This window comes from Flammeovirga pectinis (assembly GCF_003970675.1).
Lineage (GTDB): Bacteria > Bacteroidota > Bacteroidia > Cytophagales > Flammeovirgaceae > Flammeovirga > Flammeovirga pectinis.
Genome location: NZ_CP034562.1, coordinates 2,848,637 through 2,873,577, shown reverse-complemented (window position 1 = coordinate 2,873,577; position 24,941 = coordinate 2,848,637). Strand labels below are relative to the sequence as shown.

20 protein-coding genes are annotated in these 24,941 nt (G+C 32.6%); 8 read left to right on the top strand and 12 right to left on the bottom strand.

Annotated elements, in window-relative coordinates:
• Nucleotides 1-57: 57 nt before the first annotated feature.
• Nucleotides 58-924, top strand: a complete 867-nt coding sequence (locus EI427_RS11385; protein WP_126614686.1) for a cell division protein FtsX — start codon at nucleotides 58-60, stop codon at nucleotides 922-924.
• A 7-nt stretch (nucleotides 925-931) separates the two neighbouring features.
• A complete protein-coding gene (locus tag EI427_RS11380; protein ID WP_126614684.1) occupies nucleotides 932-1,297 on the top strand; it encodes a translation initiation factor in 366 nt (121 codons plus the stop codon).
• Between the two features lie 82 nt (nucleotides 1,298-1,379).
• On the opposite strand, the gene EI427_RS11375 is transcribed toward EI427_RS11380, so the two are convergent.
• The gene (locus EI427_RS11375) at nucleotides 1,380-2,693 is read right to left on the bottom strand and encodes a cryptochrome/photolyase family protein (RefSeq protein WP_126614682.1); all 1,314 of its coding nucleotides are present in this window, start codon (nucleotides 2,691-2,693) and stop codon (nucleotides 1,380-1,382) included.
• A 132-nt stretch (nucleotides 2,694-2,825) separates the two neighbouring features.
• Here EI427_RS11375 and EI427_RS11370 point away from each other — a divergent pair, with 132 nt between their 5' ends.
• Both EI427_RS11370 and galE read left to right on the top strand, forming a co-directional pair.
• Complete coding sequence (locus EI427_RS11370) at nucleotides 2,826-4,421, top strand: S8 family peptidase (RefSeq protein ID WP_126614680.1); 1,596 nt, start codon at nucleotides 2,826-2,828, stop codon at nucleotides 4,419-4,421.
• 39 nt (nucleotides 4,422-4,460) lie between these two features.
• Nucleotides 4,461-5,495, top strand: coding sequence for a UDP-glucose 4-epimerase GalE (gene galE, locus EI427_RS11365; protein ID WP_126614678.1), 1,035 nt, complete (start codon nucleotides 4,461-4,463; stop codon nucleotides 5,493-5,495).
• A gap of 65 nt (nucleotides 5,496-5,560) precedes the next feature.
• On the opposite strand, the gene EI427_RS11360 is transcribed toward galE, so the two are convergent.
• On the bottom strand, nucleotides 5,561-6,439 hold the full coding sequence (locus tag EI427_RS11360; RefSeq protein ID WP_126614676.1) for a YicC/YloC family endoribonuclease: 879 nt from the start codon (nucleotides 6,437-6,439) through the stop codon (nucleotides 5,561-5,563).
• Nucleotides 6,440-6,673: 234 nt separating this feature from the next.
• Here EI427_RS11360 and EI427_RS11355 point away from each other — a divergent pair, with 234 nt between their 5' ends.
• Entirely contained in the window at nucleotides 6,674-7,516 is an 843-nt protein-coding gene (locus EI427_RS11355) for an alpha/beta hydrolase (RefSeq protein WP_126614674.1), read from the top strand.
• A gap of 114 nt (nucleotides 7,517-7,630) precedes the next feature.
• On the opposite strand, the gene EI427_RS11350 is transcribed toward EI427_RS11355, so the two are convergent.
• The 8 genes from EI427_RS11350 to tgt form a co-directional block, all read right to left on the bottom strand.
• Nucleotides 7,631-9,253, bottom strand: a complete 1,623-nt coding sequence (locus EI427_RS11350; protein WP_205727849.1) for an aspartate:alanine exchanger family transporter — start codon at nucleotides 9,251-9,253, stop codon at nucleotides 7,631-7,633.
• Nucleotides 9,254-9,551: 298 nt separating this feature from the next.
• Entirely contained in the window at nucleotides 9,552-10,481 is a 930-nt protein-coding gene (locus EI427_RS11345; protein WP_126614672.1) for a universal stress protein, read from the bottom strand.
• A 267-nt stretch (nucleotides 10,482-10,748) separates the two neighbouring features.
• Nucleotides 10,749-13,892: a hypothetical protein gene (locus tag EI427_RS11340; RefSeq protein WP_205727848.1), complete on the bottom strand. Its 3,144-nt coding sequence runs from the start codon at nucleotides 13,890-13,892 to the stop codon at nucleotides 10,749-10,751.
• Nucleotides 13,893-14,028: 136 nt separating this feature from the next.
• Entirely contained in the window at nucleotides 14,029-14,283 is a 255-nt protein-coding gene (locus EI427_RS11335; RefSeq protein ID WP_126614668.1) for a hypothetical protein, read from the bottom strand.
• A 348-nt stretch (nucleotides 14,284-14,631) separates the two neighbouring features.
• Complete coding sequence (locus tag EI427_RS11330) at nucleotides 14,632-16,326, bottom strand: DUF6909 family protein (protein ID WP_126614666.1); 1,695 nt, start codon at nucleotides 16,324-16,326, stop codon at nucleotides 14,632-14,634.
• 102 nt (nucleotides 16,327-16,428) lie between these two features.
• Nucleotides 16,429-17,178 (bottom strand): class I SAM-dependent methyltransferase, encoded by a 750-nt coding sequence (locus tag EI427_RS11325; protein ID WP_126614664.1) that lies wholly within the window; start codon nucleotides 17,176-17,178, stop codon nucleotides 16,429-16,431.
• Between the two features lie 102 nt (nucleotides 17,179-17,280).
• The gene (locus tag EI427_RS11320; RefSeq protein WP_126614662.1) at nucleotides 17,281-17,841 is read right to left on the bottom strand and encodes a hypothetical protein; all 561 of its coding nucleotides are present in this window, start codon (nucleotides 17,839-17,841) and stop codon (nucleotides 17,281-17,283) included.
• Nucleotides 17,842-17,962: 121 nt separating this feature from the next.
• On the bottom strand, nucleotides 17,963-19,099 hold the full coding sequence (gene tgt, locus EI427_RS11315; RefSeq protein ID WP_126614660.1) for a tRNA guanosine(34) transglycosylase Tgt: 1,137 nt from the start codon (nucleotides 19,097-19,099) through the stop codon (nucleotides 17,963-17,965).
• A 281-nt stretch (nucleotides 19,100-19,380) separates the two neighbouring features.
• Here tgt and EI427_RS11310 point away from each other — a divergent pair, with 281 nt between their 5' ends.
• Entirely contained in the window at nucleotides 19,381-20,193 is an 813-nt protein-coding gene (locus EI427_RS11310) for a hypothetical protein (RefSeq protein WP_126614658.1), read from the top strand.
• A gap of 117 nt (nucleotides 20,194-20,310) precedes the next feature.
• On the opposite strand, the gene EI427_RS11305 is transcribed toward EI427_RS11310, so the two are convergent.
• Entirely contained in the window at nucleotides 20,311-20,811 is a 501-nt protein-coding gene (locus EI427_RS11305) for an acetyl-CoA carboxylase biotin carboxyl carrier protein subunit (RefSeq protein WP_126614656.1), read from the bottom strand.
• Nucleotides 20,812-20,942: 131 nt separating this feature from the next.
• On the opposite strand from EI427_RS11305, the gene EI427_RS11300 reads away from it, so the two are divergent.
• Nucleotides 20,943-21,695, top strand: coding sequence for an outer membrane beta-barrel protein (locus EI427_RS11300; RefSeq protein WP_126614654.1), 753 nt, complete (start codon nucleotides 20,943-20,945; stop codon nucleotides 21,693-21,695).
• Nucleotides 21,695-22,192: a hypothetical protein gene (locus EI427_RS11295; protein WP_126614652.1), complete on the top strand. Its 498-nt coding sequence runs from the start codon at nucleotides 21,695-21,697 to the stop codon at nucleotides 22,190-22,192. Before EI427_RS11300 ends, EI427_RS11295 begins: the two co-directional genes overlap by 1 nt.
• Here the strand turns inward: EI427_RS11295 and EI427_RS11290 are convergent.
• Nucleotides 22,189-24,630, bottom strand: a complete 2,442-nt coding sequence (locus tag EI427_RS11290) for a bifunctional UDP-N-acetylmuramoyl-tripeptide:D-alanyl-D-alanine ligase/alanine racemase (RefSeq protein WP_126614650.1) — start codon at nucleotides 24,628-24,630, stop codon at nucleotides 22,189-22,191. The two genes, EI427_RS11295 and EI427_RS11290, sit on opposite strands and share 4 nt — an antisense overlap.
• Between the last annotated feature and the right edge of the window lie 311 nt (nucleotides 24,631-24,941).

Here is a 24,941-nt window from a genome sequence, read left to right as displayed (position 1 = left end):
AGTGATAAACATAACTTGAATTTTATCAAGAAGTAATTTCGAAGCATTTAAGTAAAAATGAAGAAAAAAATTGTAGGGAGTTATCCGTATGCAAATGTACTTTTTAGTATCTCAGCAGCTTTATTTATGATTACCTTATTTAGTCTATTTGCTGTAGGTACTAAGCGTTTAGCAAGTAAGTTATCTAGTGGTATAGAAATGCAAGTAATTTTAGAGAAAGGGTTGTCTACCTCATCTCATGAATTACTAGAAAAAAAGCTAATAGATTTGTCTTTTGTTTCTAAAAATGAGCCTCCTCAATACATTAGTAAAGAGACTGCGGCAGAGATTATGATTGAGAATACAGGAGAAGATTTTATTCGTTTTCTTGGTGATAATCCTTTAAGAGATGCCTATGCAGTTAGGGTTGATGTAAACCTTGATGATGAAGAAGCTTTAGAAGCTATAAAAACACAATTAGAAGTACTTGATGGAGTTTATGAAGTGATCTATACTAAGAATATTCTTCAAAATGTGCGAGGTAATATTAGAACTATTGGTATTGTAGTGATGATTTTGGCGTTGATATTTTTCACAACAGCCATTATCCTAATAAACAATTCAATTCGATTAGCTTTATTTTCTCAAAGATTTCTAATTCGTTCAATGCAATTAGTAGGGGCAACTCAAATTTTTATTAAGCAACCTTTTTTAGTTCGTGGAGCAATTCAAGGAGCTTTAGGCGGTGTAATAGCTTCAATATTTTTATCTATAGTTGCATTTTCTGCAATTGCATCAATGCCAGAACTCATATACCTTATAGATTCCTCAGATATTATGTTAATCTGCATTTTAGCTGTATTTTTAGGAACTTTTGTGGTGGTGTCTAGTGTATACCTCTCTATAAGTAAATATTTAAAATTAAAATTAGACGATCTTTATTAATAAAAAGATGGGAAAGAATAAAAAAGATAGCGGAGGAGATTGGAAAGATAGATTAGGCGTGATGTTTAGTACAGACCCTGATTTTAATTACGATTCCGATAAGGAAGACGAGGAAGATACATTACCGACAAACAAGCAAGATTTAAGAGTAATGTTAGACAAGAAGAACCGAAGAGGGAAATCTGCTACTTTAGTAACAGGTTTTGTGGGTTCTGATGATGATTTGAAAGATCTAGCAAAAACATTAAAATCTAAATGCGGTGTTGGAGGAAGTGCTAAAGATGGCGAAATAATAATCCAAGGAGATTTTAGAGATAAAGTAATGGAATTACTAAAAGCAGCTGGTTATAAAGCCAAAAAAGCTGGAGGTTAATTAAAAATCAATTGATAGTTATAACTATTGATTATCCATTTAAAAAAGGACGTTACTCATAAAAAAGTAACGTCCTTTTTTTTTATGCTTCTACTAAAAGAGCCTTTTTATAAGTAGCAATTGCTTTTTCTCTAGCTTCTTTATGGTCAACAATAGGTACTATATAATTATCAGCATCAAAATCTGGAATCCATTTTTTTATATATGTATAGTCCTTATCAAACTTCTTCATCTGAGAAGTAGGATTAAATACTCTAAAATAAGGTTGAGCATCTGTTCCTGTTCCTGCAGCCCATTGCCACCCACCATTATTAGCCGCAAGGTCAAAATCATTTAGTTTTTCTGCAAAATAGGCTTCCCCCCATCTCCAATCAATAAGTAGGTGTTTACACAAAAAACTGGCAACAATCATTCTTGCTCTATTGTGCATGTACCCTGTTGTATTTAATTCATGCATGGCTGCATCAACTATAGGGTAACCTGTTTTCCCTTGTTTCCATGCTTCAAATAAATGTTCGTTATTTTCCCAGGGAACACGATCATATTTTCTGTTGTAATTTTCAGACACAACATGAGGAAAATGATACAAAATCTGCATATAGAAATCTCTCCAAATTATTTGATTGAAAAAGACTTCATTTAAACTACTTGTTTGTCGAAGTACAGACCGAACGCTAATAGTACCAAACCGTAGGTGAATACCTAAATGAGTGGTTCCTAAAATTGCGGGGTAATCCCTTTGTGTATCGTATTTACTAACTATAGATTGATCAATTTGTAATGGAGGTATATTTTGAGAAGATGTTTTAAAATTCATCTCTTCTAAACTAATAAATGGTAGAGCCTCTGTTTGGTAATAATTTGATGTGTAAGTACAATCAAAAGGAGCCAATACATTTTGATCATTATTAAATTTAGCTTTCCATTTTCGAGAATAAGGAGTGAAAACAACATAAGGTAATCCATCATCTTTTGCTACCTCATCTTTCTCGTAAATACATTGATCTTTGTGGGTATAAAAACCAATAGAATGTTTGGAGAGTAAATGCTTAATTTCTAAGTCCCTTTTTATAGCATAAGGTTCATAATCGTGGTTAGTATGAACTGCATTTATAGTATATTCTTTTATAATTTGTTCCCAAGCCTGTTGTGGTGTAGCGTAATATGTTAAGAGGCTGCTATTGTAACCTTCTAGTTGATTTTTAATTAAAGTCAATTGTTCATGTATAAAAGTAACACGTGTATCTGCTCTATTTTCTAATTCATCTACAATTTGAGGGTCAAAAATAAATAGAGGGAGTACATTTTTAGAAGTTTTTAATGCTTGATACAAAGCGTGATTATCAGTTAATCTTAAATCTCTTCTGAGCCATACTATGGTTACTTCTTTTTTCATAATTAAAACAGCGTGATTAAAAGGGGAATTGATTTTTCTTTACTTATAAGATAACATTATAACTAAACAGGATAGTTCTTGTTTAATAATTTTTGTATAATGTGATGACTTTTTCAATTTATTTTTTTAAAAATGAACAAATCGATAATTACATTTCTTTTATTTTCGATTACGAATTTAATCCATGCTCAAGATCAGTACTTTTTAGTTACTTTTTCTGATAAAGATGCTACCACTCATTCATTGAGTGATCCAAGTACTTATCTTTCTGACGCATCTGTAGATAGAAGAGAGCACTTTAATATTGCAATTGATTCGAGTGATTTACCTGTGGTAACCTCATATATTGATGCTGTTGAACAGACAGGAGCAACTATTTGGTACCCATCTAAATGGTTTAATGCAATAATTGTTTCTAATGCAGATTCTGCTGCAATTAGTGTTTTGCCTCATGTAAGTGAGGTTTTAAATATGAGTGATAAATCTATGGGTGGTATTCAGTCAGAGAATAGTAATACCACATTAAATACATCTTCTTTTGGTGCTTCTAACCAACAAATGGAAATGTTAGGCATTGACAAAATGCATGAGCAAGGCTATAAAGGAGAAGGGATTCATATTGCTGTACTTGATGCAGGTTTTTTAAATTACGATACAAATAAGTTTTTTGTAGATCTTGATGTTGCCGATACGTTTGATTTTTATTCAAGAGATACAAACGTAAGTGATGACCATAGACACGGTGCCAATGTATTGTCTACTATGGCTGCTAATATTGATGGAGATTATGTAGGAGGTTCTCCGAATGCTACCTATTATTTATATAGAACAGAGAATGTATCTTTTGAAGACCGTATTGAAGAGTTAATGTGGGCTGTAGCAGCAGAAAGAGCAGATTCTCTTGGAGTAGATATTATACAATCTTCTTTAGGTTATTATGATTTTGATGATGCTTCTCAGAATTATTCTCATGATGATCTTACAGGTGACTTTGCTTGGATATCAATGGCGGCAAACCATGCTTTTACAAAAGGTATAATGATTGTTTGTTCGGCAGGGAATGAAGGTGGAAATCCTTGGCAAAAAATTACTTTTCCCTCAGATTCACCATTAGTACTAACTGTAGGTTCTGTTAATAGTAAAGGGACAAAAGCATTTTCTAGTTCTATTGGTCCGGCTGTAGATAACAGAATGAAACCAGACGTGATGGCTCTTGGAGAAGGAGCGGTAATAGTAAATACAAGTGGAATGGTTTCTACATCTAATGGTACATCTTTTTCAGCTCCTCAAATGGCTAGCTTGTTAGCTGGTTTAATGCAAGCCTTACCAGATGTAATACCTCAAGAAGAATATTTAAATCGTATCAAAGGTTCTGCAGATAGGTACTCAAGGCCTGATACTTTGTATGGGTATGGTGTGCCAGATTTTGAAACGGCATTATTGGTCACTTCTTTAAAAGAAAATGATCATTTATTTAAAAAAGTGAAGATTTTTCCTAATCCAACAAATGGTGAATTTATTAATATTGAACTACCAAATAAGTTAAGAAAGGAAGAGTTAGAAATTACTTGGTACACTTTAAGTGGCAATCTTTTACAAAAAGGGATCTTAAAAAATGCTGAAATGACTAATAAAATCAGTATTCCATCTAATTTTACAAATCAATATATTTTGCTTCGTTTATCAACGGCTAGTTATTATAAAACTTTTAAAGTGAAAGTAAACTGATTAGCGTTGAATAACTTATTGTTGATTAAATAAATACCTATGTCTCAAAAACAAATCTTAGTAACAGGCGGAACAGGTTATATCGGTTCTCATACTGTTGTCGAATTACAAAATCAAGGATATGATGTAGTTATCGTAGACGATTTATCAAATTCTGATAGAGAAGTGGTAGACCGTATAGAGAAAATTTCAGGTATACGACCTCATTTCGAAGAATTAAATTTAATTGATGCCGAGGGTGTAAATCAATTATTTAAAAAATATACAAAGCTAACTGCAGTTATTCATTTTGCTGCATTCAAGGCAGTAGGGGAATCTGTTCAAGCACCACTAAAATATTATCAGAATAATTTAGTATCGCTTATAAATTTACTGAATTGTATGAAAGAATATGATGTACCCAATATGGTATTTTCATCTTCTTGTACAGTATATGGTCAGCCAGAAGAATTACCTGTAACAGAAAATGCACCAGTGCAACCTGCAGAGTCACCTTATGGAAATACAAAACAAATTTGTGAAGAAATTCTTAGAGATACTGTAAAAGCTTACCCTCAGTTAAAAGCAATTGCATTACGTTATTTTAATCCTGTAGGGGCACATAAAACAGCTTTAATTGGCGAATTACCAAAGGGTGTTCCTCAAAATTTAGTACCATTTATAACGCAAACAGCTTTTGGATTAAGAGATCAGTTGTCTGTATTTGGCAATAATTATGATACAGTAGATGGTTCTGCTGTAAGAGATTACATTCATGTTGTAGACCTTGCTAAAGCACATATTATTGCTGCAGAAAGGTTATTGGATGGGATTAATGAAGAGAATTATGAATATTTTAATTTAGGTACAGGTACAGGAAGTTCTGTTTTAGAAGTCATAAATGCTTTTGAAAAAGTAAACGGATTACCAGTAAAATATAAAGTTGTAGATAGGAGAGAAGGTGATATTGAAAAAATATGGGCTGATACTACTATAGCAAATGAGGTACTTGGGTGGAAAGCTGAAAGAGGTTTAGACGAAATGATGAGTTCTGCTTGGGCTTGGGAAAAAGCCGTAAGAGAAGGAGATTGTTAGTAGCTCTTTTAAAATAAAAAAGCCGACAAAATGTTAATTTTGTCGGCTTTTTCTATAAATGATATTTACAGAATATTTAAGTTCTGTTCTTTAATTTTTTCAAGTTCATCTTTCATGTTGACAACAACTTTTTGGATGTTGACATCATTTGCTTTAGAACCAATTGTATTGATTTCTCTACCAATTTCTTGAGAGATAAAACCTAATTTTTTACCATTAGATTTAGGCTGCTCAATAGTTTGGATAAAATATTTAAGGTGTTGTTCTAAACGAACTTTTTCCTCGTTAATATCAAGTTTTTCGATGTAAAAAATTAACTCTTGCTCAAATCTACTTGGGTCAAAATTTTCATTATTTTCGAACTCAGCAATTTGATTATTTAATTTTTCACGTAAACGTTCAATTCTTAAAGGGTCAAACTCAATTACTTTAGCTAAGTATTCTGTAATATTTGTAATAGAACCTCTAATTGCTTTTTCTAAAGCATCTCCTTCATGAGATCTGAATTCAATGGTTTTATCAATAGCTTTTTTAATTGCATCTAAAACTACAGGCCAATCTTCTTTAATAACATCTTCATCATTTTCTTTTGTATATACTTCAGGCATTTCCATCACTATATTTAAAAGATTATCTGTGTTTTCACCAAGGTCAGTTGCAACAGATTTAAGATCAGAATAATAACTTTTAATCACTTCTGTATTTAAAGAAGCTTTAAGATTATCATTTCTTTTTGATGTATAATTTAAAAGTAAAAGGATTTTACCTCTTTGTAATTTTGACGTCAATAAATTTCGTAACTCAATTTCTTTATCAGAGAATGCCGATGACATTTTGATGTTACAATCTGCATTTTTAGAGTTTAGCGTCTTAATTTCAATAGATACACTTAACTGATCATTTTCTATTCTTTCCTGGCCGAAGCCTGTCATCGATTGTATCATTGATATGTACTTTTTTAGTTTAAATATTAGTCCGTAAATATAGCTTTATTATTTTTCGAATTACTTATTATTAAATTTTAATCTTAGAAATTGTATTTAGATTCAAGGAATAATTCTTTTAAAATGAATTTCTAAGCGTACGAAAATTGCTGTTTTTCAATAGAATAAATAAGAAATGAAGGAGGAGTAAATTTAAAAGTGTAAATTATAATTAACTGAAACGAGAAGATTAAAATGAAAGAATTTGAATATAATTGGACTACTAATGATACCATTGAAATATATGGTAAATGTTGGTTGCCAGAAATAGAAGAGCCTAAAGCAATTGTATGTTTAGTACATGGTTTTGGTGAACATATTTTACGTTATAACCATGTAGCTAAATTTTTTAACGATAATGGAATTGGTTTTATAGGTTACGACCAAAGAGGACACGGACAAACCAAAGGTAAGAGGGGTGTTGTGCCCAGCTACGAAGATGTATTGTATAATGTCTCTGAGTTTTTAGCCTTGGTAAACGATAAACTTCCAAATATTCCTATGTTTTTATATGGACATAGCATGGGAGGGAATATTGCTACTTCATTTTTATTAAAAGAACAACCAACTACTCTAAAAGGAGCTATCATAACAAGCCCTTGGTTACGCCTAGCAACAGACCCACCTGCATGGCAAGAAAGTATTGGCAAGTTTATCGGCAGTATTATCAAAGGCTTTGTGATACCCTCTAAACTTAATCCTCCAGATTTATCATCAGACTTATCTGTTGGTGAAGCATACGTTAAAGATCCTTTGGTACATAATAAAATTTGTACTGCTCTTTATTTTGGTGTTAAAGATGCAGGAGAATGGAATATAAAGAATGCTGATAAATTAAATGTGCCAACATTATTAATGCATGGAACTGCAGATAATATTACATCTGAAAAAGCATCTAAAGAATTTTCTGATAACGCACCTTCGGTTTTGATGACATTTAAGAAGTGGGAAAACTTAAGACACGAAATACACAACGAAGTTATTAAGGAAGATGTACTGAATGAAATGCTACAATTTATAGAAAAAGAAATAGCGTAGAAATAAAAAAACTCCAGCAAGTAGTTTCTGCTGGAGTTTAAAAGACACCGAGTTAAAATCTATAGGATAAATAACCCAGTGCTAAATGTAGATAGTTGTAGAATAATATTATTTCTATAGTCCTCCTATAATCTGAGCGCAGATAATAATAGCGACTAATGCAAAAGGGTATACCGTTGCATAAGCTACTTGTGGAGCATCGCTCTCTGTCATATTATCCATTGCACTTAAACCAGGTGTAGATGTCATACCACCAGTTAAAGCACCCATTAGAGAAAGGAAATTAACTTTAAATACAAAGTGACCAACAATGGTAACTATTAGCATAGGAATTAATGTTATTAATGCCCCAATACCGAACAGTTGGAAACCATACTCACTAATTGTAGCAACTAGTTTTGTTCCTGCTCCTACACCTACAGGCGTTAAGAACAATAATAAACCAAACTGACGTAATAATGCGTTTGCACTACTTGGTAAGTGCCATATTACAGGACCTGTTTTTCCTAAACGAGATAAACCTAAGGCAGCCATTAATACACCACCAGTTAACCCTAGTGAGAATGATGAACCACCAGGAAGAGGAACTTCTAGTTTACCTAAAAGAACACCTACAATAATACCAAGTGCTACAGGTAAGAAACTAGGAGTCTCTACCATTTTGATACTATCGCCAAATAATTCTGTCATACCAGCAACGTTACCCTTAGTACATGATACCAAAAGCTTATCACCAAAACGTAAACGAGTAGATGGTCTTGGAGAAAGTTCTAAACCAGCTCTTCTAACTCTTGTTACCGTAGCTAAAAAGTTATTATGTAAATCTAGTTCTCCTAATGTTTTACCAACAATATTTCTAGAAGAAACAACAAACCAACGGATCTCGTGTAAACCAGAACGAGGAATTTTTGTTTCTGTAACTTCGCCTAATAAAAGTTCTACACGCTTTAAAGCATCTGTAGTACCTACTGCTTTTACTAAATCACCTTTGTGTAAGATAGTTTCTTTGGTAGGTGGTTTACTTTCTGTATTTGGTTCCATAACTCGCGAGATGTTCGCTTTTGTCATGAAACGAATATTTAACTCTCCAATTGTTTTACCATGAATATTGTCATTTGTAACAATGAAGTTCTTATTCATAAGTTCAGGAGTGTCTGCAGTAGCTTCTTGTTCGTATCTTTTTTCTGCTTCTTCTACACTAATTCCAAATATTTTTGGAGCGAGTTTAACAAATAAGATAACACCAATTACACCGAATGGGTAGGCAATACCATAACCAATGGATGCTAATGGAGATTGAGAACTTTCAATTGCAGCGGCTAAACCTGGAGTAGATGTTAAAGCACCTGTTAGTAAACCAACAGCAATTTTAAAATCAATATCAAAAGCCCATCCAAGTAAGAATGTTACAATACCACCAGATGCTACTGATAAAGTAGCAAGTATTATCAATTTACTGCCTTGTGATTTGAATGCTTCGAAGAACGAAGGACCCGCCTGCATACCAATAGTAAAGATGAATAATAATAAACCAATTTTTTGAATTATAGGTGGAATAGCAAAGTCATCATAACCTAATGCATTCATTAGGTAGCCATAAAACATAGCCACAAAGATAACTGCAGATAACCCAAAGGAAACGCCTTTAACACTTACTTTTCCAAGTAAAATACCAAAAGCTATAATTGCGAATAATGCTACATAATCTGTTTGTAGCAACTGTAGAAACATCTCCATAGAATGAAAGAATGTTATAAGTGTGAGATTAATAATTTTACTTTACAAAAGTGCAATAAATCTTTTAGTTAGATGCTATTAATGTTCTCTAAAATAAGGTGACTTTATTCATCCTTTTTCTGTGAATTATTGCTTTTATTTTATAAAGTGTTGATATAACAATATAAAATTCTTTAAAATTGGAATTTAATTAAAAAAACCGATCTAATATTTATATATATTATGATCGGTTTCTGTTTTATTAAAGTAGTTCTTTGTAAGCATCTTACAATGAGCAACTTTGTGTATACATTTTTTTCTAAATTCTATCAAAGAAGTTGAAGATATCTAACGCTTTACCTTTACTCTTGTAAATAAGTATAGGTAAATTAATATCTGATGATAAAAGCTTTTCTGCAGTACTACTCAATACCATAGAAGCCATAAATGTTCTACTTTTAGAACCTACTACAATAAGATCAGCACTTACCTCTTTAGCAGTTTTGTAAATTGCATCAAACTTAGATTCATCTTCACCAATTAGCACGGGTTCAGTTTTAATATCGTGTTCAGACTTACCGGTTTGTGCTACAAAGTTGTCTAATTTCTTTTCGGAGATTTCTGAAAGAATTTTCGCAACCTCTTCGTAAGATTTTCCAGTTGATGAATAACCGTGAGGTACTCTAAAACAATTAATTGCAATTACCTTAGAATCTTTTACCAACTTGGCTAATTCTTCTGTTTGCTCTAATGCATCTTTTGATGAATCTGAAAAGTTTAACGGTAATAAGATATTAGGGGTAGTTCTATCTTCGGGTAATAATTCTGGAGCAAATAGAACCGAGCAAGGTGCAAAACTAGCTACTTTACGGGCTACAGAACCAGTTCTTTCGCCGGTACTATTTTTACCAATAATTACAATGTCTACTTGTTTTCTTTTAGACATCTTAATAATTGTTTCGGCAGGGTCACCTTCTTCAATCATTAATTCGTAATTATAACTACCAATATTTTTTATATACTTATGGATTAAAGCATCCATTGTTTTGCTAATCGACTCGTCTAGCGGGCTTAGCATATCAGGATATTTATCTGTAAGCTCTTTTGGGAGGTTTAAAGATTTTTGAACATGTATAAAGTACAGCTTTTCTACTTTACCCATTGCGATATGTCTACTCGCATGCTCTAATAATTTTTTATCTTTTTCTGACCCATCAAGGGCTACAAGTGTTCTTCTAAAAAGTGACATGGTATTTAATTTTTATGTTTTTAATGTTCCTTGTGGGAACATGGAAATTTGTTGAAATTAATAATGCAATAATTTAAGAATAATCTTGTTTAAAATAACTCTATATCTATTATCTTAATTTACACAATTAAAATTGATGAATATTATTTAATATCCAATGATCATTGTCAGTAATTATTGAGTTTATCATTTCTTAATTTTTTACCATTAAAAAAGGCCATTGATTTAATCAATGACCTTTCTAAATAAGTATTTATACAGTTTTTATTATTCTAATTTTCCTAAACGCATCATTGCTGCTGCGTAGTAATTTCCTAGAGGATATTTACGGATATATGTTTTATACCCTTCTACCGTATCAATCTCTTGTGCTTTCTTCCAATCTCCCTCTTCTTTTGCTTGAGAGTCATTTTTTAAAGCACTAATATTTTCTTTTGCTTCCTTCCAGTACAATTTGCTTGTTGTACTGTTTAAGTAATTGAAGTAAGCACCTAATGTATTTTCTTCGCAAGTACTTTTCCAAAGTGCTTCCTCATCAGCATCTACAGATGGAGCTGAGTCTATTTCTTCTTTTGGTTGAGGAGTAGGAATAGTCTCTTCTGCCACTACTTCTTCAGTAATTTCAGTTTGAACTTCTTCTTCAACATTTAATTCAGTATCTGTTTGTACTATAGTTTCTACTTGTACTTCATGACCATTAGTATAATCAGTAGTACTCTCTTCAACTAAGTCCGTGAAGGCAGAAGGAGCTTCTTCTTCGATGACTACTTCCTCAATAATTTTTTCTTCAATTATAGTATCTTCAACTACAGGGATAGAATTATCTTCAAAAGTTACCGTTTCACCAGCATCAGCATTCTGAATCGTATTAATTCTAGAATAAGCATCGGCAAGGTATTCGTTTTCTTCTGTACGGTTTAAGTATTCTTTGTAAGAATCTATAGTGTTTAAACCACTAGCAATTCTCCAAAGGTCACCTTCGTTCATTCCATCAATAAAAACAAGTGCACTGTCTCCAACTGGAGTAGTAACATCTTCAGTAACTGTAATTGGTTCTTCAACTATAACAGGTTCAGGAGTTGTTACTTCTTCTATTACACTTACCACTTCTTCTTCAGCTACAGGTATTTCTTCCTCAATAGTAGGAGTGTGCGTAATAACTTCAACAGGTTCTCCTTTATCAAGTTTATTTATTCTAAAATAAGCTTCTGCAATTTGCTCCGCAGTTTTAGTGAAATTAATGTAAGAAAGATAACCGTCTTTAGTATTTAGCTTTTCAGCACGTAACCAAAGATCTTCTTCAGAAAGTTGTTCAAGATCTTCTTCAGAAGAACTAACACTATTAGTATTTGTAGCAGTTACTTCTATTTCTGTATCAAAAGGAGTTTGTACAATTTCGTCTTTAACATCAGAAGTTACTTCGGTAAATTCTTGTGCAGATAAAGTGATTTCTTGTGCTTCTTCTAAACTGAATGAGTCTTCAGATGTTATTACTTCAGATGATGTTTCGAAAGATATTTCATTTTCTTCCTCTTCAACTTCACGTAAAGCTTCTTCTAGAACAGAATCCATTTCAGAGATAACGGCAGGAACTTCTTCGTGTTCATCGTTCTCAAAATCAATACCTTTATCTAGTTGCATGCGTTCCATATCAGTCCATAAAAGGTATTCACCTTTAAGGCCTTTAGCTTCTTCAATCTTAGTAAGAACATCTTCAATTGGTTCCATTCTAAGATCCATAAGTAGCGTTGGATCGATATCTATTTCTTCTTGTGAAATTTCTTTTCTTTCTACAACAAGAGGGGCAGGAGTAGACTCTTCTTGTAATTTTTTAACTACAGTCTGTTTGTTGATCTGCTCAATTCTTTGTTTTGATTTTTCAAAGAACTTTCCTTCGGGGAACATGTTTTGATAGAATTGGTATCCTTCAATACTGTTCCATATTGCTGTTTTTTGCCAGATAGAAGTTTCTAGTTCAAGAGTAACTTCTTCTTTAGCTTTAGGTAATAGCTCGGTAGATAACTCAGTTTTTAACTTATCACGAAGTTGTTCTTCAATTTCAACTTCTTTTGTTTTTAACTGATTGTTTACTTTATCCGAGAATTCACCTTCAAATTCTTTTCTAAGTTCATCACGTACTTCTGCACGTAATTTTTCTTCTCTCGAAAGGAATTTTTCGCACTCTTCTTTTCTTCTAAGAACAACAGCATCTTGTTTAAAATCTAGTGCTTTGTTGTAATGTTCTTTAGCTTCAATAAAATTATTATCGAAGTAAGCTTTGTCTCCTAAATCAATTAATGAAGTGAATTTTAATTCACTGTTACAGAAATCGACTTTATCTTGGTACCCTTTATTTGTAGAATCAAACTCCAATAATTGGGTATAAGTATCTTTAGAAGATTCGAAATTTTTATTGGTGTATTGTTCTTCAGCAATTTTCTCTAGAGAATTTACAATGCCTTTATGAGCAGTGTTTTCTTCAAGAATTTCGTAAGCAGCTTGATATCTATTTCTTGCGGCTTCAAAATGCTGATTATTAAACATTTGTTCTGCTTGTTGTAGTGTTTCTACAAAAGCAGCCATGTTATTAAATTCTTCGTCGTGTTCAAATAACTCAATACCTTCTTTTAAGAAAGGTAATGCTTCTGCGTAATTTTTATCCTCAAAGCTTTTCTTAATAGAAGCTCTAAGTTTCTGTGCAATAGAAAAACGCTTATTGAAACAGATAGGAGCATCTGGTACATCGTTCGTTACAAAAGAGACATGTTGTAAAGAAGCATCATTAGAAAAGTTGTTCTTTATGTCTGCAATTGTAAGTACTTCTTTTTCTTCTTCAATACCTGTTTGTAATAAAGAAGTTAAGCCAGATGCAATTGTTTTTTGAGAATCTGATTGTCCAAGTTCAGAAACAATATATGTTTTCACAGGTCCAAAAGGAACAAGTTCTTCTATTGTTTTGATACTTAGTTTGTCAAAATCGCCAAAGGTAGGCGCAGAACGGTATTCTGCATCTAAAACTAAAAAGGCATTTTTAGCAGAAGATTCATTGATAATATCAACCACTTCTGTTAACGGAATACCATTAATATGACATTGCTTTACTGTGGTATGCGGTGATGAAAGAATTAGTTTCCCTCTTCTTTCTATCAAATATCCTGAGTAAAATAAGATTAAAGTATCTTCTGTGGTATTTGCAACCTCAGCAATACGTTCTTTAATCATAGTATTCCCTTCGGAGTCCACCAAGGAAATAATATCCTTTTCATGCAGCCCAAGAATTTGAGCGTCAGTAAGTGTATCTCTTAGTAAACTAATGTCTTTATAAACATGCTCACGTCTATAAAGATCATCGTCTTTAAGGAATGTACCTATACCTATTAGTATAGCTCTGGATTTTGATGGATCGAACATCAACGGCATATCAAATAAACTAAATGAGTTCTAAATAAAAATAGTCTTGATCTTTTGTAGAGGGTACTACTTATCAAGCACTTCAAAAAAATAACGTAGGTTATTAACTTCTATTGTACAAGAAAGATGATAAATATTATTCTTCCAAGTTGTTTTGATCAATTTCTTCGTTTTTCACTTCATTATCGTAATTTTTTCGAATAATATTAATCTCAGCAAGAAAATCATCAGGGTAAGGGCTAAACTTCTCTTCTCTTGACAGTTTCTTTTTTTCTTCGTTGATTTTTTCAATATCAACGTCTTCGTCGCTAGCTAATTCACCTGCTCTATCTGCTGCTTCTAAAGCATTCCAATCAATTTCTTGATTTTGGTTTTCTTGATCCTTTTTCATCTTAGTATTTATCTTTTACTTGTACGCTATATTTTGAAGCAATTATTATTCCTTTTCATAGGTAATAAACCATTAATTTTGGAGTGTTTTCCATGCACTACCTTTAATTGTTTTTTGTTAGAAATCTTACTCTAATTAATAGTTTCTTTATCAACAAAAAAGAGAATAAAATAATTGCACATTGTAGAAATTAAATGATTCAATTTTACAATGTGCAACACTACAAAAAAAATGTAGAAATATAAACCTTATTGAGGTTAGTTAGTGTATTAACGCTTTTAAAAATAGTATTTAGTTATAAGGCATTCACCTTTAACTATCTATTGATAATTTGTTACCACTAACTCCTTATTTATGATCGCCTAAAATTTTCTCTAAAATCTTAAGTGTAATTGCATAAGTAGGGCGAACTCCTGTAAGTCCTAGGCTACCATTTGCAAGTGTACTTCCTGTAATTAGAGGGTTGTCAGAAGCGTAATATGCGTACCTAACTTTTACGTCAGCACTTATATTATTTCTTATTTTAGAAGCGCCTTGAATTGCTTTCTGATAATGTGCTCCTTCCATTTCTAGCCCCATTACTCCCCAAGATGAGTCTTTGAAGTATTTAAGAATATCTTTGTTTTGTAAAGATGTTCCCAATACTGTAATCATTGGGCCACCTACACTTTTGATTTCCTTTACATCTGCAAAGTCTTCTACTTTAAGGTCGTTATTTACAGGGTAGTTATCTGCTGTACCTTCAAAGATATGTGCAGAAGGTATCATAATATCTCCTTTACCACCTTTTAAAATACCTGCTTTACCCATAATAGAGACAGAACGAACATCTAATTCTATTTTTTTGTCGCCATCCGTAAATGGTTTCAATAGTTCGTCCATTGTTTCGAAAGCTTGTTCACCAAATGCATAATCCATTACAATAATAACGGGTGCATTATCTGGGTTTTTTAGCTTTTCAAACTTCACTTCTTTTGGTAAGTAAGAAGTAGGAATTTTAGCCATGTCAAATAACTGAACTGAAATGTTTGTTCCAGAATCTTCATTTATTTGAATCATGCCTTTTTCCATCGCATTATGAGAAATCTTATCTCTAAGATGTCCATTTTCGCTTTGGCTTACTTCTTCCATTATTGTACTGAAGTCTACTTTTGTAGTTTTCTTCCCTAATGCATCTAAAGCAAAGAAAGAGTTCATTACACTGTGTAGGTTCGAGCTAATAATATGGATAGGACGGTGTATTAAGCCATTGTGTGCTAAAACACGCTTAATTTTATCTGCCCATCTGTCGCCATAGATGTGGTGTCCGATACGTTCTCTTAAAGTAGGGCTAAAGCTAATTACTCTAGCACTATCTTCAAACTGCTCGTCCATAGCTAATTTACCTAACCAGTAAACAATATGGAAAAGACCGTTGTTTTTATCATTGTTCTGTAAGAACCTATGGTGTGCAGAACGAGTCTCTTCGTACGTTCTTCCTAGAAGTGTAGCTAAATAAGTAAAAGCAACCTCTTCGTTTTCTTTTGTAAGTGCTACTTTACCTGTTACAATTTCTTCTAGTTGTAACCATTCTCTTAACGATCTTCCTTTATCATCTTTAGCGTGATCTTTGATCTTTTTTGCTTCGATGTAAATAAAAGTAAGATGTGTTAATATATCGTAGATCTCACTTCTTCCTCTAGTAATTTCGATGAACATTTGTTCTTCATCAATTCTGTAGCAGTTTCTACGTCTAGCATGAGGTATGATTTTCTTAAAAGATGATTTTTCATACCCTTCTTCCGAAGTGAGCTTTATAAATCTAGTTTCCTCAATTCCTTTCGGTAAACGGTCAAAAACATAGACAAGTCCATTGAGATCGACCTTTTGAGTATCAGCTAGTGTTCCATAAATTTCAGGCTGTAAGATTAGTAAATCTTGCATGATAGCATTTCCTGATGCTCCACCTGGCTTGTAGTAACCTCTGATAAACAGATGTCTCATTACTACATACATTCTTTCAATTGCTGCTCTCGATGCCTGTGCTCTTGTTAATTCTCCCATATAAATGTGTTAAGTTGGTATTTAATTTATGATTACTATGTGTTTTATTATTGTAGCAAGCTACTTATTATTTATTTTTAATTCCTATTGATTAGCAGTGAATTAACTGTTCTTTAATGTTAAAGAAACAAGGTAGTGGTTAAGTTCACCTACATGTAATACTTCGATTTCGTAACCGGCTGTTACAGCATATTCTTCTAGAACAGGGTAGCTAACATAGAGCCAATCGAATTTATCGCCTTTGTGCTCTTTAAATTCCATCCAATATTGAATTTGTCCGTAATACTCGGCGGTTAAATCGATTAAGTAAGAACCATCTTCATCTTCAAAAAGGTGAATGATATCTGATGAATCAAATACTAATTGACCACCTGGAGTTAACCAGTCTTTTGCTTTAACAAGAAATTCGGCTAAACCATTCAATGTACCTACTAATCCAATCCCATTCATCAACATTAATAATGTATCGAATTTAGGACCATCGTATGCATAGATATCTCCAGAAATTACTTTTTTTACGCCTCTTTTAGCAATTGTATCTGTAGCAAAAGTAGAAATGTCCATTGCGGTAACATCAACACCTCTTTTTTGCAATGCTAAAGCATGAGAACCTGCACCAGCACCTACATCTAAAGTAGTTCCTTTACAAGCGTCTAAAGCTAACGTTTCTATAAGCGGCATATCTTTTTCTTCTCTAAAAAGAAGAGGTACGGGAATGTCGTCTGGCTCGCTAAAGTCTGAATAAACTTTAACGCAATAATCATCGTTATTATCTGCAAAAAAGGCTGCAATACCTGCACCCATTGCATCTTTATCTTTATCTATTGTGTTTCCGTATGTGGTCTTAGACATCTTTGAATTCAACTGTTAAAATACAAAAGTGTAAAATTTATGCAAATAACGATGAATTAAATTGATAATCAATAGACTGCGGTTAATGAATGGTAATTCAGTTTAAAGTAAGGTCACTAAGCGGTAAAAATCGACTAAAGTTAAACGAAAAGCGTTTCTTTCTTGTAAAGTAGTTAGAAATGGAGTTCGAGTATCTCCAAAGCTTATTTCGTATTCTATATCTTCCTTATTAAGAAGATTATATACTTCTGTAGCAAATAAAAATTGATCTGGCATTCCACCTTGTTTGTATCTTATTTCTCCTATTTGATTGGTATCTGTATTTTTCCAATACACAGTAAAATGTTGATAACCTTTAAAGAAAGGATTAGGAGCCAACATAATAAATGCATTGTCTTTTGAGGGGATACTTACAATATGTAATTGTATGATTGCTTTAGTAGAATCTAGAACAGATTTATCGTATCTATAAATTGTAGTTGTTTCCGAAGATTTTTTGTGAGGAATAATATCATAGTATGTTGCACGCACGTTGTTAAAGTACATTCTTGTTTGGTCAAGAGTGACAAACTTAGGTGCAAAAGGGTCAATAACTACATCTTTGTAGGGTTGACAGGCGAAAGAAAAAAGTATAAGAAGAGTTAGTGAAAGTATTTTTTTCATTAGTGAAAAAGTTATAGCATTTGGATAAACAGGAAATAGCGGTTTATGACTATTTCCTGTTTGATATTACTAAAATAACTCTTTTGCTATTGAAATGTTATATCTCAATGAGATTATTTTATTATAATCTTTGCATTAATGTTGGAATTATAGCGTTTTTCCATTCTCTAAAGTCACCATCAATAATGTGTTGTCTTGCTTCTCTAACTAACCATAAATAGAATGTTAAGTTATGAACGCTGGCAACCATTCCTGCTAATGCCTCATTTGCTTTGAACATATGGCGTAAGTAACTTCTTGAGTAAAAAGTACTTGCATAACCTCCAAGAGTGGCATCTATTGGTTCGAAATCATCTTCCCATTTTTTGTTTTTTAGGTTCATGATTCCTTGTGTTGTAAATACATGACCGTGGCGTGCCTGTCTTGTAGGCATTACACAATCTAACATATCTACTCCCAAAGCAATATTTTCTAAGATATTGGCAGGCGTACCTACACCCATTAAGTACCTTGGTTTATCTTCTGGAAGAATATCACAGCAAAGTTCTGTAAACTCGTACATCATTTCTGCTGGTTCTCCTACAGATAACCCTCCAATGGCATTTCCTTCACGTTCAAAACTTGCAATTTTTTCTGCAGATTGAGTACGCAAATCTTTGTAAGTACTACCTTGTACAATTGGAAATAATGCTTGGTGATGTCCGTATAAAGGAACTGTTTCGTCTAAACGATCTACACATCTTTGCAACCAACGGTGCGTTAATTGCATAGAATTTTTAGCGTAAGTATAATCCGATGGATAAGGAGGGCACTCATCAAAAGCCATAATGATATCTGCGCCAATAGAACGTTGGATATCCATTACTCTTTCTGGAGTAAATAGGTGCTTAGAACCATCTATATGAGATCTAAATGTTACACCTTCTTCTTTAATCTTTCTAGTTTGAGCTAAAGAGAATACTTGGTATCCACCGCTATCTGTTAAGATAGGACGGTCCCAACCATTAAATTTATGTAGACCACCTGCTTTTTCCAGTATTTCTGTTCCTGGTCTAAGGTAAAGGTGGTACGTATTTCCAAGAATTATATCAGCGTTGATATCTTCTTTTAATTCACGTTGATGAACTGCTTTAACCGTACCTGCAGTTCCCACAGGCATAAATATTGGTGTTTGAATTTCACCATGATCGGTTGTTATTTTTCCAGCACGCGCCTTTGTTTGAGGATCTTTGTGCTTTATTTCGAATTTTAAACCCATAATTTTCTGATTTCCATTTCTTTTGGAACACACCAAAATGCAAAGGTACATAATCAGTTTTAGATTATTACGTTTAAAATTTATCATTAAGAGACATTAAATTGTATAATTTTGAGTATTATTGGTGTGAACTAGGGATTTTGGTGCATTTAGAATCTACTATTTTAATAAAAAGGTAAATAATAGTTAATATTGACCTTTGATATTTAAATGTGTTTCGTCAATTTTGCCGATGCATAGTTTTAACTAAATACTAACTAAATATTAAATAGTCTCAATACATGGAGATGTTTATTACTAGAAATTACTACAGATTGCTTCAAATCATTTTTTTATTGTTGTCTGTATCTGCCACAAAAGCATTAGCTCAAGATGGGGAGATGGTTATCTCCGGAATTTATAAAGGTGCTAATCTTTATGTAGAAAACCCTATGTTGACTGATGGGTCTTTCTGCGTAAATAAAGTAATTATTAACCATAGCGAAATGCAAAAATTGCCTAAGGCAAGTGCATTTGAAATTGATATGGAACATTTAAAAAAAGGGCAAGAGATTAGCGTTATAATCTTTCACTCTAACGATTGTGTTCCTAGAATTTTAAATCCAAATGCAATTCGCGATAAAGGTCACTTTCAATTTGTTGAACTAGACATTACCGAAGACGGTCTTGAATGGGAAACCAGTGGTGAAGCAGAAGAAGGGAACTTTGTGATTATGAGATTTGAACACAACTCTTGGGTTGAAGAAGTGATTGTTCAAGGTTTAGGAACTAATAAACTTAATAAGTACAATTATAAAGTTTTACATCATTCTGGTGAAAACAAGTACAAGTTAAAGTACCTTGAAGTAACTGGAAAGATTTATAACTCTAGTGAGTTGATGCATACTTCTTCTAGCGAACAAGTAAAGTTCTATCCTAATAGAGTTACTAAAGTTCTTTCTTTTACAAGACCAGTAAAGTATGAGATATTAGACCAATATGGTAAAGTAGTACTTAATGGAAACTCTATAGAAGTAGATTGTGCAACTTTAAACGGAGGCAAGTACTACTTTGTAAATTACGACAATAAAACGGAGCGTTTCTTTAAAAAGTAACACGCAGTATTTCAATATAATTTTTATGAAAAAGAGTAAGCATATTTAAAATGTGCTTACTCTTTTTTTTATGTACATCTTCTCAAAAAAGAATCGATTAATAATTTAAAAGAGTTCTTATTCTTCTATCTCAATAAGAACTTGTCCTTTTTCTACTGAATTTCCTTCTGATACTTCTATACTTTTAATTTTACCAGCAATTGGTGCTTTAAGGATGTTTTCCATTTTCATTGCTTCAAGTATTATTAAGTTATCACCTTTTTCTACTTCAATTCCTACCGAGCACAACAACTCTAATACCTTACCCGGCATTGGTGCTTTTACTATGTTTTCATGACTAACAGCAGCTGTACCCATACCAAGCTGTTTTAGTAAATCATCTAGCTTAGTAGTTGCTTCAATTTCAATTTTCTTACCATTGATCTTAATACAAGCATTTTTATAATTATTATCGGCTTCAATTATTTCAATATCAAACCTTTTGTCATTATAAATAGCAGTGTATACATTATTATGTGTGGGTTTTAATTTTAAATCAATAGTTTTGTTGTCTATTATTAAAGATTGTTTGTCTTTAATAACAGAATGTTGATTGTTATTTATTGTGATATTTAACATAGTGTTGTGTTATAGTCTGATCAACGAATTAATCAATTTTCTAAATATGTTTATTGTTGTTTATATGGTGTATTAGACAATTTAAATCTAACTACAACCAAGTTAAAAAATCTATACTTAAAATTATACTAATGCGATATTTAAAGTTAGGTGTTTCTGTGATGTTGTTCTTTATGACATTTACTACTACTTACGCACAGGAAAATTCACCAACCCAAAATGATCAAGGAAGTTCAAGTCAGCCTTCTACGGAATATCAACAAAATCAGCCTCAACAAGAGGTAGTTACAGGGACTACAAAGAAAGCAATGGAATGGGGCTTTTTTGGAGGACCAATCTGGTCTATTCCGAGTGGTAATGCTCCGCAATTAAATACAGATATAAGCTATGCAAATACAAGAGTTAAAGCTAGAACTGGTGTAAACCTTGGTTTTAAATTTAACTTCTTTATTTCGCAAGATCTATCGTTAGAATTTGATGTAATGTACAATGCTCTTGGTCAGAAAACGCAATTTTCGGGCTATTATCATGAGTTAGGTTATTCTGATGAAACAGTAAATTATACTGATGTTCTAAATTACTTCACCTTCCCCGTACTCGTTAATTATTATTTAAACGATAACATTTACCTTAAAGGAGGTCTTTATGGTGCTGCGTTGGCAAGTGCACACAGAAGAGAAGGAAGTATTACAGGAGATTACCAAGATGCAGACCATTTATACAGAGGTGGTGATTTTGGTTTTACTGCAGGTATTGGTGCAGCAATGAATCATTTCTTTTTAGAATGGAGATATTCTAGAGGGTTTGTTGATGTGACTTTTGAAGATGATAAGTTTTACAATCAAAACTTTCAATTGTTAGTTGGTTTTAAATTTAAGGGATAATGAAAACAAGACATTTATATATATTCATAGGTTTTCTTCTTGTACTAGCAAGTTGTGGGTCTGAAATTGATGGAGATTCGGGAGATAATGGATTACCTGAAAAGGGTAATTTTATTTATAATTCTGATGTATTATATTATGATAAGCCAGGTGGAGATGAAGTACATCAAGATTCATTTCAAGGTTATATGGTCTATGATGGTAACAAAAAGAGTTTAGCTTTTAAACCTTTTGATGGGACTGATTGGCAAATTACTATTCAGAATGGTTTACAAATAGGTGCAGATTCTGTAGCATGGCAAATTGATAATCAGATAGTTTCTCTTGGAGGAGAAGATTTTACTTTAGAAGGCTTAGATGTGTTTTCTAGTAACGGACAAGAATACCATCTGTTAAAAACACAGGACTCTATCTTTGTAAAATACAGATCGTATTTATTGGATAATGCAAGTCCTGTAAATTATACAACTGCAAATGTAAAAGGAGAGGAGTTTTAACCCTCCATATAATATACTCTCTTAACTCTTTGACTAATTGAGGTAAGAATTTCATAAGGAATTGTATTAATTTCTTTAGCAATGGTAGATATAGAACGGCTTCTTCCGAAGATGATAACTTCATCACCAACTTCGGCAGGGATATCCGTAATGTCTACCATTGACATATCCATACAAACATTCCCAATTATAGGTGCTAAGTATCCATTAATTACCACTTTGCCAACACCATTACTTAAACGCCTGTCAAAGCCATCTGCATAGCCAATACCAATAGTAGCAATTTTCCTTTCTCCATTCACTACACCTTTTCTACTGTAACCTACAGTATCGCCAGTATTCATTACCTTAATTTGAGCAATAACGGTTTTTAAAGTAGCTACAGTATGTAAATCTTCTTGTTTCATTCCATTTACCTCTATACCGTGTAAACCAATGCCTAAACGTACCATATCCATTTGTGCATCTGGGTACCTTACAATACCTGCAGAATTTAGACAATGCTTAATTACTGTATAACCAATATTTTTTTCTAGAAGTGCTGTTGTTTTTCTGAACGATTTAATCTGCTCTTTGCTGTATAGATCATGAATATCTTCGTCTGCCCCTGCCAAATGTGTAAAAACACCTGTCACTTTTACTTTATTTTTTAACCTGTCTAATGCTTGGAATAAGTACGGAAGTTCCTCTTCTGTAAATCCTAACCTATGCATTCCAGTATCAAAATTTAGCTGAATTTTAAATGCAGTCTCCGTATCCTCTTCCTCCAAGTATTGTTCGAGCGCATTAAGCATTTCAATACTATAAATTTCAGGTTCTAATTGGTGCATTCGCATTGTTTCGAAAGAATCTGGAGATGGTGTAAGTACCATAATTGGTGTTCGAATTCCATTTTCTCTAAGTTCCACCCCTTCGTCTGCAAATGCTACTCCTAAATAATCTACAAGGTTATATTGTAATGTATTGGCAAGTTCTGTTTTTCCACTTCCGTACCCCAATGCTTTTACCATAACCATTGTTTTGGTAGAACTGTGCAATAAAGAACGGTAAAACATTAAGTTATGAGTAACCGCATCTAAGTTAATTTCTAATTGCGTACTGTGTATTTTTTTCTGAAGAAGTGCGGCTACTTTTTCAAATTCAAATTGTCTGGCACCTTTTAGTAAAATTAGTTCTTTAGAAAAAGTGATAGACTTATTTTTTATCGCTTTTCTTAATGCTTTGGTATCTTTAAAAAAGGTTGTTTTTAATCCTTTAAATAATTCTTGATGTGCTTGTAATTGCTTTCCTACACCTATAAAACGAGTAATTTCATGTTCATTACACAACTCATATACCTTTTGGTAAAGAGCACTTTTGTCGGTATCACCTTGTAGTAAATCCGATAATATAAGGGTTCTAGTTTTGTGTTCTTGATTTTGAGCAAGGAAACTTAAAGCAATCTGAAGCCCTCCCAAATCATTGTTATAAAAATCGTTTATTAACGTAGTTTGTTGTATTCCTTCTTTTTTCTCAAGACGCATAGGGATACTTTTTAGCTTACCAATACGGTTATTGATTTCGCTAAAGTTATAGCCCAAATGTACCATCATGGTTGCACAGTGCATTGCGTTTTCAAAAGATGCGGCATCTGTAAAAGGAATATGTAACGTATAATCGGTGTTTTTATATATTACATTAACGGCATAATTGTCTATTTTTTTTATGCTGATTGATGCAGTCTGATCGTAACCCCAAGTAACGCATGTACAAGATTTAGTTTGCATTTCTGCATCAATTAGTTGGTGGTCTTTACAGTAAATCACATAATCGCAGTGATTAAAAAGCGAGCCTTTCTCTTTTACCTTTTGTTCTAAGGATGTAAAATGTTTATCGTGTGCAGAACCAATATTAGTAAAAAGCCCAATAGTTGGCTGAATAATAGAAGCAAGATGTTGCATCTCGTTTGGTTTTGAGATTCCTGCTTCAAAAATTCCTAGATCATGTTTTTCGTTTATTTGCCAAACAGATAAAGGGACGCCAATTTGAGAATTATAACTTTTTGGACTTTTAACTACATTTCTATCTATTTCTAAAATAGAATACAACCATTCTTTTACAATCGTTTTGGCATTAGAACCAGTAATACTTATTACGGGTAAATTGGGATATTGTAAACGGTGGTATTGTGTAAGTTTCTGTAGTGTATCTAGTGTATTTAGGCAATATATAAATTCAGCATTTTTGTACTTATAACCTTCATCAAAATCACTAGTAACCACAAATTTCCGAACTCCTTTATTGTATAATTCTTCTACAAAACTCTGTCCGTCTCTTTTTATGCCTTTTAAAGCGAAAAAAATTGTTTGACTTGGAGCTGTTAATAATCTACTATCAATCAGTAAATATTTTGCTTTCCAGAAAGGGGACGAAAAGTCTATAGAATTCGAATTATTCATATAAATTTTTAAGGGGTTGAATACAAAGTTATACGAATATCTGAAATGATAAAGTTAATGTCTATTGATTTATGAATTGTTTGATTTCTGCTGCTTATTCTAGTTCTTTTACCTACAAGAATAAGATTGATTACGTAACATTCGAAATAGAATAAAGGAGTAAGAAGGTAGGAGTACATTTGTATTCCTGCCTTTGTTGTTTAGTAAAATGTAGACGAACTTTAGTTTACTTCACCTTGATTATAGATGAATAAATTGTTTAATTAACTAGTTCATTTTGTGTGTTTTATGGGTAATTGCTACGAATGTAG

Coding starts and splice junctions, on each gene's coding strand:
- EI427_RS11300 (WP_126614654.1), top strand. CDS start 20,943: ATGCGATATTTAAAGTTAGGTGTTTCTGTGATGTTGTTCTTTATGACA.
- EI427_RS11350 (WP_205727849.1), bottom strand. CDS start 9,253: ATGGAGATGTTTCTACAGTTGCTACAAACAGATTATGTAGCATTATTC.
- EI427_RS11290 (WP_126614650.1), bottom strand. CDS start 24,630: ATGAATAATTCGAATTCTATAGACTTTTCGTCCCCTTTCTGGAAAGCA.
- EI427_RS11325 (WP_126614664.1), bottom strand. CDS start 17,178: ATGTCTAAGACCACATACGGAAACACAATAGATAAAGATAAAGATGCA.
- EI427_RS11310 (WP_126614658.1), top strand. CDS start 19,381: ATGGAGATGTTTATTACTAGAAATTACTACAGATTGCTTCAAATCATT.
- tgt (WP_126614660.1), bottom strand. CDS start 19,099: ATGGGTTTAAAATTCGAAATAAAGCACAAAGATCCTCAAACAAAGGCG.
- EI427_RS11320 (WP_126614662.1), bottom strand. CDS start 17,841: ATGAAAAAAATACTTTCACTAACTCTTCTTATACTTTTTTCTTTCGCC.
- EI427_RS11355 (WP_126614674.1), top strand. CDS start 6,674: ATGAAAGAATTTGAATATAATTGGACTACTAATGATACCATTGAAATA.
- EI427_RS11380 (WP_126614684.1), top strand. CDS start 932: ATGGGAAAGAATAAAAAAGATAGCGGAGGAGATTGGAAAGATAGATTA.
- EI427_RS11345 (WP_126614672.1), bottom strand. CDS start 10,481: ATGTCACTTTTTAGAAGAACACTTGTAGCCCTTGATGGGTCAGAAAAA.
- EI427_RS11305 (WP_126614656.1), bottom strand. CDS start 20,811: ATGTTAAATATCACAATAAATAACAATCAACATTCTGTTATTAAAGAC.
- EI427_RS11385 (WP_126614686.1), top strand. CDS start 58: ATGAAGAAAAAAATTGTAGGGAGTTATCCGTATGCAAATGTACTTTTT.
- EI427_RS11375 (WP_126614682.1), bottom strand. CDS start 2,693: ATGAAAAAAGAAGTAACCATAGTATGGCTCAGAAGAGATTTAAGATTA.
- EI427_RS11370 (WP_126614680.1), top strand. CDS start 2,826: ATGAACAAATCGATAATTACATTTCTTTTATTTTCGATTACGAATTTA.
- EI427_RS11335 (WP_126614668.1), bottom strand. CDS start 14,283: ATGAAAAAGGATCAAGAAAACCAAAATCAAGAAATTGATTGGAATGCT.
- EI427_RS11340 (WP_205727848.1), bottom strand. CDS start 13,892: ATGTTCGATCCATCAAAATCCAGAGCTATACTAATAGGTATAGGTACA.
- galE (WP_126614678.1), top strand. CDS start 4,461: ATGTCTCAAAAACAAATCTTAGTAACAGGCGGAACAGGTTATATCGGT.
- EI427_RS11295 (WP_126614652.1), top strand. CDS start 21,695: ATGAAAACAAGACATTTATATATATTCATAGGTTTTCTTCTTGTACTA.
- EI427_RS11360 (WP_126614676.1), bottom strand. CDS start 6,439: ATGATACAATCGATGACAGGCTTCGGCCAGGAAAGAATAGAAAATGAT.
- EI427_RS11330 (WP_126614666.1), bottom strand. CDS start 16,326: ATGGGAGAATTAACAAGAGCACAGGCATCGAGAGCAGCAATTGAAAGA.